Here is a 12,078-nt window from a genome sequence, read left to right as displayed (position 1 = left end):
TTCTCGCTGTTGCGAATGGTGCGTGCGCTTGTCTTCGCGGCTTTCGAGCGCTCGACTGAGCTTCGAGAGGGCCATGACCGGGACCGACAATTCCTTGGCGAGCTGCTTCAGGCCACGGCTGTTTTCCGAGATTTCCTGCACGCGGCTTTCGCCGCCATTTCGCCCCGAACCCTGCAGCAGCTGGAGATAATCCACGACGATCATGCCGATGCCGCGCTGACGCTTCAGCCGGCGCGCGCGCGTGCGCAATGCCGCGATCGTCAGCCCCGGCGTATCGTCAATGTAGAGCGGCAGGCTTTCCAGCTCCACCGCCGCGCGCGCCAGGTTGCGGAAATCCTGCTGGCTGATCTTGCCCATGCGCAGGTTTTCAGAACTGATGCCGCTATTTTCGGCCAAGATACGCGTCGCCAGCTGATCCGCCGACATTTCCAGGCTGAAGAAAGCGACCGCGGCGCCGACTGATTTTTCGTCCGGGATCCCGTCCTCGCGATCCCGCACCAGACGCCGCGCGGCGTTGAACGCAAGGTTGGTCGCGAGCGATGTCTTGCCCATGCCGGGCCGCCCCGCCAGGATGATCAAGTCGGACGGATGAAGACCGCCCATCTTGGCATTGACGCTGTCCAGCCCGGTGGTGACGCCCGAAACATGGCCGCCGGAATTGAGCGCGCGTTCCGCCTGCTCCACCGCGAGCTTGGTCGCCTGACCGAATGTCTTGACCGATCCCTGTTCGCCCCCTTCTTCCGCGACGCGGTAGAGCGCGACTTCGGCTTCCTCGATCTGGCTCTTGGGATCGACCGCTTCGGACGTGTCGACCGCCTTCTCGACCATCTCGCGTCCGACGCCGATCAGGGCCCGCAGCAAGGCAAGATCATAGACCTGTGCCGCGAAGTCGCGCGCGCCGATCAGCGCCGCGCCGGAGCCCGTCAGCTGAGCAAGGTAGGACGGGCCGCCCAGTTCCTTCAGCTCCACGTCGGCCTCGAACATCGGGCGCAACGTCACCGGATTCGCCACCATGTTGCGATCGGTCATGCGCAGGATCGCTTCGTAGATGCGACCATGAACGGGTTCGAAGAAATGCTCCGGCCGCAGCTTCAGCTGCACGTCCTCAACCAGCCGGTTGTCGATCATCAGCGCGCCCAGCAGCGCGGCCTCCGCCTCCACATTCTGCGGAAGCGCGGGCGGCCCGCCCTCCGGCGAGGGCGGTACAAGTCTGATCGGTTCGGCCATGGGAGGGATCATTGAGCCAAAAAGCGCGACACGGCTAATGATTCTATGGCCTGTGGATAGCGTGGATAACGCGCATATTTTGCCAAGCCGGTATGGGCGCGATAAGCGCGCGTGGATGGCCGACCCTCGTATCATCGCGTTGGAACTAGACGACGATACCTTTCCAACCCGCGCGATTGCGGCCGATCGGGAGCGGCAGGTGGCGATCCACGATTTGCTGGCCGGCAACCGCTTCGCGCCGCGCCGGCCAATGGAGAACGGCTTCGACGGGCCCTACCGGGTCAAGCTGCGGGTCGAGGAAGGACGCCTCGCGATCGACATCGCCGATGCCGACGACCGCCTGCTGGAAACGATCAAGCTCGGCCTGACGCGGTTTCGCCGCCCGATCAAAGATTATTTCGCGATCTGCGAAAGCTATTTACGCGCGCTCGGGGAGCAGCAGCAGCCGGCCCAGATCGAGCCGATCGACATGGCCCGGCGCGCGATCCACAATCAGGGCGCGGAATTGTTGATGGACTGTCTGGAGAATAAGGTGGCGATCGATTTCGAGACCGCACGGCGGCTCTTCACCCTGATTACGGCGCTGCACATCCGTGGCTGAGATCGCGATGGAGGATGTCGCCGGCCGCGTGCTGATCGATCACGCGCTGGAGGCGGCGAAGAACGCGCACGCCCCCTATTCCAAGTTCGGCGTCGGCGCCGCCGTGCTGCTGGAGGACGGGACGATCGTCCCCGGCACGAATTTCGAGAATGCCAGCTACGGGCTTTCGCTATGTGCGGAGACAGTGGCGCTTGCGGCGACCAACGTCGCCGGCCGGTTCAAGGACGTCGTCGCGATCGGCATCGTCGGCGGTGCGATCACGAAGACCGGGCTGGAGGGCGACACCCCCATCTATCCGTGCGGCCGCTGCCGCCAGATCCTCAACGAAGCCGCCGATATGGGCCGCCGCGACATCACCGTCTATTGCGGATCCGCCGATGGGGCGATCGTCCGGCGACACCTCCTGTCAGAGCTACTGCCCTTCGCCTTCGGGCCGGGCGACCTGGGGATTAGCTGATCCAGTATCTCCTGGCGGCCCGCACGGGGCGGTTAGGCGTCTCGCAGAAATTCAAAGAAGATCTGCTCCAGATAAGAGCGTGGATCGCGAACCAGCGACACCTTGATCCGCGCATCGTCGAAATGATCTGCTCCGAAGAGGCGAGACGCGATCTTCTCATGCTCTGCGCGTCGCGCGGCCTCGGTCTTCTCCGCCTCGTCCCATGAGCCCCCACCGGGAACATTGGCCCAAAGATAGCCGCTATGGGCAATGTCGTCGTAGAAAGTAAGCGTCAGGTTGATTGGGGCGCCCTTGGTCTTGAATTGGCTCCAACCTGGCTGGCCAGGTATCGGACCAGCCTCTCCTTCCAGCTGCGTCTCAAGGTCGCTCAGCCTGGTGGCGGGTCCAATGATCACACCGTTGTAGAGGAACGCCGATCGGCTTCGATCGAAATCAAGCATGTCTTACGGTTTCCTCAGCGGTGTCACGTCCAGCGGCTTTAGCGTCGAATATTCCGGAATATAGATTTGCGGCAGTCCGCCCTCACCATATTGCGGGTTGGCGCGAGTGATGCCGAAGGCCGCGGGCGTATCCTCCGTAACCTCGTAAGCACGAACATTGGGTCGGTAGCCGAATTGCTCGTGCGGCTTGACCTGCAGCCCTTTGAAGAGCGCTTCGGCATCTCCGCCCGAGCGCTGCACAGCCCGCGGCGTCGTGTAATAATTGCTCTGGCCCGGATCGCCGGCGTAAATGACCGTGCCTTTCTTGAGCGTGATGTCGCGATATTGATCGACGCCGGGATAATCGCCTTTGCCCTGCCACGACTGCGCCTCTTCGGACGGGGTCAACTTGGGCGTATTTACCGGCGGCGTGCTGACCGGCGGCCGCCCGGACGCCAGGGCTTTCCCGATCGCCGCCTCGCCCGCCTGGCCGCCCTTGAAGCCCAGCCCTCCGCCAACCGCGCCTCCAGCAAAGCTCCCCAAGACGCCCGCCACGGCCTGACCGGTTTCGCCATAGCCCATCGCCTTGGCCGCCGCCGTGGCGCCTTGGCCGCCTAAATAGCTTCCGCCCGCGCCGCCGACGAGGCTGCCGACCGCCGCACCGACCCCGTAGGTCAGGCCGACACCCAGCGTCGCAATGGCGGTGCCGCCGATCGTCATCGCCAGCATTACATTCTGCAGCGCCACCGGCACTTCCGGCGTCGGCTTGATCACTTCCTTCGACGGACCACCGATGAAGACATCGTTCGATCCTTTGCGGATCACCGCCGAGCAGCCCATCTTCTCGCCGACGCGCCCCGCCGGTTGTCCGTTGATCAGCACTGTCTCCGCCCCGGTCGCGACCGGAATGGGTGGGCCCGAATCCTTGCTGCAAGGGCCGGTGGCGAGGACCGTCATGGCGGCGGGCCGGCCGTTTATGAAGACGTTACGCGATCCGATCTTGATGACGCCGGTCTCCGGGCCCTCAATGGTTTCGCCGATCGCCTGGCCGGCCATGCCGGCACCACCCGTGATGGCCACGGCCGCACCGACGGCGATCAGGCTGGTTCCGCCGGTCAGGATGGCCAAGCCGACCAGCGCCCCGATGGCGAGGCCGATCTTCACCCCGTCCAGCGCGGAGCTATGGCCGAAAGGATCGTCGACCCGTGCGGCGGCGGCAGCACCCATCAGGCGATCCGAAAGCTCTTCAGCATTTCACGGAAGGTCGGCTCCGCATCGTCGAACTCGCCCCGCCCGGCGGTGGCGGTGGCGATGACCAGGCCCTCGTCGCCATCCTGTACGAAGGTGACGCTCTGCGTCAGCTTGGCCTGCGCATTGTGCCAGTCCACCTTCACCTCGGCGAGGGCCGAGGCGCCGCGCGCATCGACCCGGCGCGAAACCTCCTGAAAGCCGGCAAGCTGTTCGGACATTTGCGCGACCTGGCGATCGATCAGCGTGTTCATCCGCGCTTGCGGATCGGTCGGAAGGTCCTTGGGCGGCACATCGCGCATCACCACCATGTTCGGCGTCACGCCCGACGGGCCTGCTTCGGACGCGCTCAGCACAAGCATCGACTTGTCGCGCCAGCCGCTCGGGCACTCCATCGACATTCCCTGAAGCAAGTCGCTCTCCCTCAACTGCGTCGTAACATTACCGGCCCCGGCGCGTGGCGACAAGGCGAGAGGCACGATCGCCGGCGCCGCGTCCCGCCGTACGAACGCACGAGCGGGCATTCGCTCCCCTTGCCCTCGGCCCCCTTTCCGGCAAAAGCTTTGGCTTTCATCCCCCTGACCGCGAGCGCTCATGTCCATTCAATCCGATCGCTGGATCCGCGAACAGGCGCAAAGCCACGCCATGATCGAGCCTTTCGTCGAGGCGCAGCGTCGTGACGGCTGCATCAGCTACGGCCTGTCCTCCTATGGCTATGACGCGCGCGTCTCCGACGAGTTCAAGATCTTCACCAATGTCGACAATGCCTTGGTCGATCCCAAGGATTTCGCGCATAACAGCTTCGTGGATCGCAAGACGGACGTCTGCATCATCCCGCCCAACAGCTTCGCGCTCGCCCGTACGGTCGAATATTTCCGCGTGCCGCGTGACGTGCTCGTCATCTGCCTCGGCAAATCGACCTATGCGCGCTGCGGCATTATCGTGAACGTGACGCCGCTGGAGCCGGGCTGGGAGGGGCATGTCACGCTGGAATTCTCCAACACGACGCCCCTACCCGCCAAGATCTACGCCAATGAAGGCGCCTGCCAGTTCCTGTTCCTGAAGGGGAACGAGCCGTGCGAGGTCAGCTATGCCGACCGCGCCGGCAAATATATGGCGCAGACAGGCGTCACGCTGCCGCGGCTATGACAAGGAAAGCCGCCTTCGCGTTTGGCCTGCTCGCCCTCGCCGGCGCCTCGATCGCGGCCGCACCGGCAACGGGCTATCTCGATGGCGTGTTCGACCTGACCACGATCGTCCCGCCCGCGCCGGTGAAGGGCGACATCCGCTACGCGGCCGACCGCAAGGTGTTCAAGGCGACGCGCGCAATGCTCGGCACGCCGCGTGGGACGCTCGCAACCGAGGACGTACCCTCTTCGGTCATCGCGGTCGAAAAGGATTTCAGCTGCGCAGCCGCCGTCACGCTCTCGCCGGAGACCACGCCGGCCACGCATCGCCTGCTGGCAGCCGCCAATGCCGACACCGCCCGCGCGAACAATGCCGCCAAGGATCATTGGCAGCGGCTACGGCCGTTCCTGATCGACAAAGGCCCCGTCTGCGACTCCAAGGAAGAGCTCGCCAAGAGCTATGATTACCCGTCCGGCCATGCCACCCGCGGCTGGACCTTCGGCCTCATCCTGTCGGAAGCCGAGCCCGATCGGGCAACGCCGATCCTGATCCGCGCCCGCGCCTATGGCGAAAGCCGGATCGTGTGCGGCGCGCATAATATGAGCGCGATCGACGCCGGCCGGACGGGCGCGAGCGCGACGATGCAGGCCATCCGCGCCACCGACGCCTATCAACGCGATCTCGCGGCCGCCCGGCGGGAGCTGGCCGCCGCCCGCGCCAATCCCGCCCTGGCGCCGGATGCCGCATCCTGCTCCGCCGAAGCGGCCCTGACCGCGCCGTCCGTCTTGGCAGCGGTCAGGAAGTAACGCTCAGCCTTTACCCGGTATCAACGCACCGAGGATCGGCCGCACCCAATCGTTCGCCTTCATGTCCCAGACGACGAAATCGCTGTCGAACTGCCAATAGGACCAGGCGAAGCCATGGCGTTCGGCCGACCGCGCGACGGCACTCGTCCACGCCACGCGCGACGCCATGTCACCGCCCTCGCGCGCACCGAATTCGCCCAAAAGGATCGGGCGATGATGCTCCTTGGACCACGCCTCGACCTGATCGAAGTCGCTGTCGATCTTGGCTTTCTCCTCGGGCGAGCAGCAGGTGATGCCCGAAAGATTGGCATATTCCGGCGTCCAGTTCGCCCCCTGATGGGTGAAGCGCATCGGATCATAATAATGGAAGGTCACGATGATATGCTTGTCATCGTCCGGCAGCTCCAGCGTATTGAGCTGGCGCAGGCTGTTCCACTGGGTCGGACCGATGATCAGGGTGCGCGTAGGATTGTCCTTGCGCACGATCGGGATCAGTTCCTTGAGCAGCGCATTCCAGCGCGCTGCATCCAGTTGGCCATGGGGCTCGTTGAGCAATTCGAACATCACGCTCGCCTGGCGCTTGCGCAGGTGGCGTCCCACCTGCGTCCAGAACGCCACGAGCTTGTCGCGGCAGCTATCCGCCGCCTCGCTGCACAGATTGAAATCATGTTCGTCGACGATGACGTTCAGCCCCGCCTTGCTCGCGCCGCTGATCGCCCAATCCAGCGTGCTCAGCCACTTCGGGTCGAGCTTGTTGCCGGCATCCATGTGCGCGAAGGATTGCAGCACGATCCGGACGGAGGAGAAGCCGGCTTCCCGGATCTTGGTGAAATGCTCCGCCTTGAAGCGCGCGGCGGAAAAATCCTTCCAGATCGGGTCATAGCCCAGGATGTTCACACCCCGGCCGAGCTGGCGCGCCTGATCCCATGCCGACGGCGTCGGCCGCTTCGCCTGCACGCCGCCTGCCGCCGTCGCCGCCATCAGCAACGCTGCCAAACCCCTCCACAATCCCTGCATTGTTCGCCCTTTACCTGCGCCTGTTGCTATGTCGTATGTTCGCCGGCCGGCCGCGCCGCGGGGCCGTACGATCGCTCCGCTTGCGCTGCCGTGGCGACGCCTCACCGTCTGCATTCTCCACCTCGAACCGCAACGCGCCCGAAATCGGATTAGCCTCTGCCAGCCGCAGCTTGAGCCGCATACCCGGCGTATAGCGCATGCCCGTCTCTTCGCCCTCCAGCGCCTGCGCGGCCTCGTCATACCGGAAATATTCGCGGCCCAGCGTGGAAATCGGCACGAGCCCATCGCCACCCAAGCCTTCGACCGTCGCAAAGAAGCCGAACGGCTGCACGCCGGTAATGCGCGTATCCACCAGCTCGCCCACCTTGGTCGACAGATAGGCCGCGACATAGCGATCGATCGTCTCCCGCTCCGCCTCCATCGCGCGGCGCTCGGCGGCGCTGATCGCCTCTCCGATCCGCCCGAAGGCGGTCTCGTCCTCCACCGGCAGTCGCGTCTCCTTGACCGCCGGGGCGAGAGTATACGCGCCGACCAGCGCACGATGGACGAGCAGATCGGCATAGCGCCGGATCGGGCTGGTAAAATGGGCATAGCTGCCCAGCGCGAGCCCGAAATGGCCGGCATTGGCCGGGCCGTAATAGGCCTGCGTCTGCGTGCGCAGCACCTGCTCCATGATCTGCGGGCGCTCGTCGCGCTCGCCGACGCGGTCCAACAGCTGATTGAAGGTGTTGGGCTTGATCACCTGCCCCAGCGCAAAGCTGATCCCGAACGTGTCGAGATAATCCTTCAACGCGACCAGCTTTTCGCGGCTCGGCGGCTCGTGGATGCGGTACATGACCGGCGCCTTCTTGGCTTCCAGCGCCTTGGCCGCCGCGACATTGGCCGCGATCATATAATCCTCGATCAGCCGGTGCGCGTCCAGCCGCTCGCGCGGGGCCACCGACAGGATATGGCCTTTCTCGTCCAGCATCACGCGGCGTTCGGGCAAATCCAGCTCCAGCGGCGCACGCTTGTCGCGCGCCTTGGCCAGCGCCGCCCAGCACGCCCACAGCGGCTTGAGCGCCTCTTCCAGCAGCGGGCCTGAACCTGTGTCGATCGCGGCCTGCGCATCTTCATAGGCGATATTGGCAGCGACCCGAATGACCGCTCGCGTAAAAGTCCAGCTCTTGAGCGCGCCCTCGGCGGAGATGACGAGGTGGCAGACCAGCGCCGCCCGATCCGCGCCTTCCTTCAGCGAACAGATGTCCGCCGACAATTCTTCGGGCAGCATCGGCACGACCCGGTCGGGGAAGTAGACGCTGTTGCCGCGGCGGCGTGCCTCGCGGTCCAGATCCGATCCCGGCCGGACATAGAAGCTGACGTCGGCGATGGCGACGATCGCCTTGAAGCCGCCGGCATTGGCGGGATCCTCATCAGCTGCGGCCCAGACCGCATCGTCATGGTCGCGTGCATCCGCAGGGTCGATCGCCACGATCGGCAGATGGCGCAGATCCTCGCGTTGCTCTCCCAGCGGTATTTTGGAGATGCGGGTCGCCTCTGCGATCGTCTCTTCGGAGAAGCGGTCGGGAATGCCGTGCTTGTGAATGGCGATCAGGCTGAAGCTGCGCGGTGCGAACGGCTCGCCCAGCCGCTCGACGACGCGCGCGGTGATGCGCGGCGGCCGGCCGGCCTTCTCCGCCAGCACGAGGTCGCCGGCTTCCGCCTCCCCTGCATCGGAAACCATCAGCTCGCGTCGTTCGCGTTTGTCGACCGGCTTCAGCCACAGGCGGTCGCCTTCCTGATGAAGGACGCCCAGTATCTGCTCCTCGCCGCGCGCCAGCCGCTTCATCGGATGCGCGACCCAGCCCTTCCCGGCCTCCTCGGTCCGCGCCAGGATGCGATCGCCCGGGCCGAGCGCCCGATCCCGCTTGCCACGCTCGATCACCCGCAGCTTCGGCGGCGGCGAATCCGCATGCCAGCTTTCCGGCACACCAAAGGCCTGCCCGTCATCGGCGACGTCGACGATGCGCAATACCGTCACCTTCGGCACGCCGCCCATCTTGTGGAAAGCACGACCCGGGGCGCTGTCGATCAGACCTTCGTCGGCCATGTCCTTGAGTAAGGCCTTGAGCGCGATCTTGTCATTGCCATGTAGGCCGAAAGCGCGTGAAATCTCACGCTTGCCCGCGGGCGTGGGGCTGGTCGCGATGAAATCCAGGATCTGCTCGCGGGACGGGAGACCAGGCGTGGGACGGCGGGGCATGGTCATCCCATAAACGCCCGCGCGCCACGTTGCTACCGACTGCGACTGGTCCGGGCGGCGCGATTATGATTTACTTGCGCTATAGGCGGAGCGCGGGGGCGAATTTCATGATCCTGATCGGCCAATATGACTCGCCGTTCGTGCGGCGGATCGCGGTAACGCTGCAGCTTTACGGCGTGGAGTACGAGCATCGGCCCTGGTCGGCGGTTGGCGATGCCGAGAGGATTGCCGCGGTCAACCCGCTGATCCGCGTGCCGACGCTGATCACCGATGACGGCACCGTGTTCACGGACAGCGGCACGATCGCGCAGATCCTTGATCATGAAGCCGGCCCCGACGCGTTTTTAAGCCGCGCGTGGCCGGAACAGGGGGACGTCCTACGCCTCACCGCATTCGCCGCCGGCGTAGCGGAGAAGGGCGTGGCTTTGATCTACGAAGGCGCCTTTCACGAAGGCGCCAAGCCTTTCTGGCGCGCACGCATGGAACAGCAGGTGCAGGACACGCTGGCGCTCCTCGAACAGGAACGCGCAGGCCGGACGACGCCGTGGCTGTTCGGCGAACAGCTCAGCCACGCCGATATCATCATCGGGACAGTCTTGTGCTTCGTACGCGAGGCGCTGCCGGGTCGGTTTGACCTGACGACGCTCCCTGCGCTTCGCCAGCATTCCGATAGCTGCGAGGCGCTTCCCGCATTCAGCAACGCGTACCAGCCGTTCGTGCTCGGCAAGCCGAAGGATTGACCGCCCGGAAGCCGCTGCGGCCGCCAGGCTTAATCGGCGCCCAGCATCCCTTTGAGCCGCGCGAAGAAGCCGCTCGCCTCCGGGCATTCCTCACCCGTCTCGGTGGCGCGGAATTCCTCCAGCAATTCCTTCTGTCGCGGCGTCAATCGAGTGGGGGTCTCGACCTCAATCTGGACGACCAGGTCGCCCTGGCCGCGGCCGTTCAGCACCGGCATGCCCGCCCCGCGCTGACGCAACTGCTTGCCGGACTGGATGCCGGCCGGGATGCGGATCTCATGCGCTTTCTTGTCGAGGCCGGGCACGGTGATCGATCCGCCCAGCGCGGCGGTGCTGAAGCTGATCGGCGCACGCGCGAACAGCGTGGTGCCTTCCCGCTGGAAAAGACCGTGCCGTGCGACATGAATGAAGATGTAGAGATCGCCCGAGGGCGCGCCACGCGCGCCGGCTTCGCCCTCGCCCGTCATCCGGATGCGGGTGCCCTCGTCCACGCCCGGCGGAATCTTGACTTGCAGCGTCTTGGTTTTCTCGACGCGGCCCTCGCCGCGGCACTGGCCGCACGGCTCGGCAATCACCTCGCCCCGGCCGTGGCAGGTCGGACAGACGCGCTCGACCACGAAGAAGCCCTGTTGCGCACGCACCTTGCCGTGGCCGTGGCAGGTCGCGCACCCGCGCGCGGAGGTACCGGGCTTGGCGCCGGTACCGTCGCAGCTGTCGCAGATCGCCGCGACATCGACGCGGATTTCCTCGCTCTTGCCGTGGAACGCATCTTCCAGGCTGATCTCAAGATCGTAGCGCAGATCCGCGCCACGCTGGACCGACGAGCGACCACCGCCGCGTCCGCCGCCCATGAATTCGCCGAAGATGTTCTCGAAAATATCCGAAAAGCCTTCGAAGCCCTGGCCATGACTGTGCCCGCCGCCGCCATTCTGGAAGGCGGCATGGCCATACCGATCATAGGCGGCCCGCTTCTGCGGATCCTTCAGGACATCATAGGCCTGGCTGATCGCTTTGAACTTGGCCTCGGATTTCTCGCACCCCGGATTGCGATCCGGGTGGCATTCCATTGCTAGGCGGCGATAGGACGACTTGATCGTCTTATCGTCGGCAGTCCGCTCGACTTCGAGCAGCTCGTAAAAATCGGTTTCAGCCATCGACTTCCCAGATGCGAAGGCCCCTCTTCAGACCAGAAGAGGGGCCAGTCACGTATCGCTTACTTCGTCTCGTCGACTTCCGAGAATTCGGCATCGACCACATTGTCATCCGCCGGCTTCGCCGTCTCGCCCGAAGCGGCAGCCGCACCCGCGGCCTGTTCGGCCTCGTAAATGGTCTGGCCCATCTTCATGGCGACCTGCGTCAGCGCGTTCGTCTTCTCCGTCATCTGATCCGGATCGCCGCTCTCGACCGCCGTCTTGGCGGCAGCGATCGCCGCTTCGATTTCGGACTTCAGGCCCGCATCCAGCTTCGAACCATGCTCGTTGAGCTGGCCCTCGGTCGAATGGATGAGGCTTTCCGCGTTGTTCTTGGCCTCAGCCGCGGCACGACGCTTCTTGTCCTCTTCGGCGACCTGCTCGGCATCCTTCACCATCTGATCGATGTCGGAATCCGACAGGCCGCCCGAGGCCTGGATCTTGATCTGCTGTTCCTTGCCGGTGCCCTTGTCCTTGGCACTGACGTTGACGATGCCGTTGGCGTCGATGTCGAACGTGACCTCGATCTGCGGCACGCCGCGCGGCGCCGGCGGAATGCCGACCAGGTCGAACTGACCGAGCAGCTTGTTGTCCGCCGCCATTTCACGCTCGCCCTGGAAGACGCGGATCGTGACGGCGTTCTGGTTGTCGTCGGCCGTCGAATAGGTCTGCGACTTCTTGGTCGGGATGGTCGTGTTGCGGTCGATCATCTTGGTCATGATGCCGCCCAGCGTCTCAATGCCGAGCGAAAGAGGTGTCACGTCGAGCAGAAGCACGTCCTTGACATCGCCCTGAAGTACGACGGCCTGGATGGCCGCGCACATGGCTACGACTTCGTCCGGGTTGACGCCCTTGTGCGGCTCCTTGCCGAAGAACTGCTTCACGACCTCATGCACCTTGGGCATGCGCGTCATGCCGCCGACGAGAACGACTTCGTCGATCTCGGCGGCCTTCAGACCGGCATCCTTGATGGCCTGCAGGCACGGACCCTTCGTCTTTTCGATGA

13 protein-coding genes are annotated in these 12,078 nt (G+C 64.8%); 5 read left to right on the top strand and 8 right to left on the bottom strand.

Annotated features, from left to right (window positions below; genetic code table 11):
- Positions 1-1,227: replicative DNA helicase (locus ACOJSI_RS10840; protein WP_420138302.1), on the bottom strand; the 1,227-nt coding region annotated here is incomplete at its 3' end.
- Positions 1,228-1,342: 115 nt separating this feature from the next.
- On the opposite strand from ACOJSI_RS10840, the gene ACOJSI_RS10835 reads away from it, so the two are divergent.
- Both ACOJSI_RS10835 and ACOJSI_RS10830 read left to right on the top strand, forming a co-directional pair.
- On the top strand, positions 1,343-1,828 hold the full coding sequence (locus ACOJSI_RS10835) for a UPF0262 family protein (RefSeq protein ID WP_420138301.1): 486 nt from the start codon (positions 1,343-1,345) through the stop codon (positions 1,826-1,828).
- A 7-nt stretch (positions 1,829-1,835) separates the two neighbouring features.
- Entirely contained in the window at positions 1,836-2,285 is a 450-nt protein-coding gene (locus ACOJSI_RS10830) for a cytidine deaminase (RefSeq protein WP_420138303.1), read from the top strand.
- Positions 2,286-2,317: 32 nt separating this feature from the next.
- Here ACOJSI_RS10830 and ACOJSI_RS10825 read toward each other — a convergent pair whose 3' ends face one another.
- Genes ACOJSI_RS10825 through ACOJSI_RS10815 form a run of 3 tightly spaced genes read right to left on the bottom strand, consistent with a single transcriptional unit; the run spans position 2,318 to position 4,476 of the window.
- Positions 2,318-2,725 carry a hypothetical protein gene (locus tag ACOJSI_RS10825; protein ID WP_420138300.1) on the bottom strand — a complete coding sequence of 136 codons (408 nt, stop codon included), beginning with the start codon at positions 2,723-2,725 and terminating at the stop codon, positions 2,318-2,320.
- Between the two features lie 3 nt (positions 2,726-2,728).
- The gene (locus tag ACOJSI_RS10820; protein WP_420138299.1) at positions 2,729-3,931 is read right to left on the bottom strand and encodes a PAAR domain-containing protein; all 1,203 of its coding nucleotides are present in this window, start codon (positions 3,929-3,931) and stop codon (positions 2,729-2,731) included.
- Entirely contained in the window at positions 3,931-4,476 is a 546-nt protein-coding gene (locus tag ACOJSI_RS10815) for a DcrB-related protein (RefSeq protein WP_420138298.1), read from the bottom strand. Before ACOJSI_RS10815 ends, ACOJSI_RS10820 begins: the two co-directional genes overlap by 1 nt.
- Before the next feature lie 70 nt (positions 4,477-4,546).
- Between ACOJSI_RS10815 and dcd the strand changes: the two genes are divergently transcribed.
- Entirely contained in the window at positions 4,547-5,101 is a 555-nt protein-coding gene (gene dcd / locus ACOJSI_RS10810) for a dCTP deaminase (protein ID WP_420138297.1), read from the top strand.
- On the top strand, positions 5,098-5,886 hold the full coding sequence (locus tag ACOJSI_RS10805) for an acid phosphatase (protein ID WP_420138296.1): 789 nt from the start codon (positions 5,098-5,100) through the stop codon (positions 5,884-5,886). The genes dcd and ACOJSI_RS10805 overlap by 4 nt, the downstream gene beginning before the upstream one ends.
- Positions 5,887-5,889: 3 nt before the next feature.
- Here the strand turns inward: ACOJSI_RS10805 and ACOJSI_RS10800 are convergent, their stop codons facing one another.
- Positions 5,890-6,882: a glycoside hydrolase family 5 protein gene (locus ACOJSI_RS10800; RefSeq protein WP_420138295.1), complete on the bottom strand. Its 993-nt coding sequence runs from the start codon at positions 6,880-6,882 to the stop codon at positions 5,890-5,892.
- Between the two features lie 31 nt (positions 6,883-6,913).
- Entirely contained in the window at positions 6,914-9,145 is a 2,232-nt protein-coding gene (gene rnr / locus ACOJSI_RS10795) for a ribonuclease R (protein WP_420138294.1), read from the bottom strand.
- Positions 9,146-9,252: 107 nt separating this feature from the next.
- Between rnr and ACOJSI_RS10790 the strand changes: the two genes are divergently transcribed.
- Positions 9,253-9,885, top strand: a complete 633-nt coding sequence (locus ACOJSI_RS10790; protein ID WP_420138293.1) for a glutathione S-transferase family protein — start codon at positions 9,253-9,255, stop codon at positions 9,883-9,885.
- Positions 9,886-9,914: 29 nt separating this feature from the next.
- On the opposite strand, the gene dnaJ is transcribed toward ACOJSI_RS10790, so the two are convergent.
- Positions 9,915-11,036 (bottom strand): molecular chaperone DnaJ, encoded by a 1,122-nt coding sequence (gene dnaJ, locus ACOJSI_RS10785; RefSeq protein ID WP_420138292.1) that lies wholly within the window; start codon positions 11,034-11,036, stop codon positions 9,915-9,917.
- A 59-nt stretch (positions 11,037-11,095) separates the two neighbouring features.
- Positions 11,096-12,078: Hsp70 family protein (locus ACOJSI_RS10780; RefSeq protein ID WP_420138291.1), on the bottom strand; the 983-nt coding region annotated here is incomplete at its 5' end.

The organism is Sphingomonas sp., from assembly GCF_048595155.1.
Taxonomy (GTDB): Bacteria; Pseudomonadota; Alphaproteobacteria; order Sphingomonadales; family Sphingomonadaceae; genus Sphingomonas_I.
This window is presented reverse-complemented; position numbering and strand designations above follow the sequence as displayed.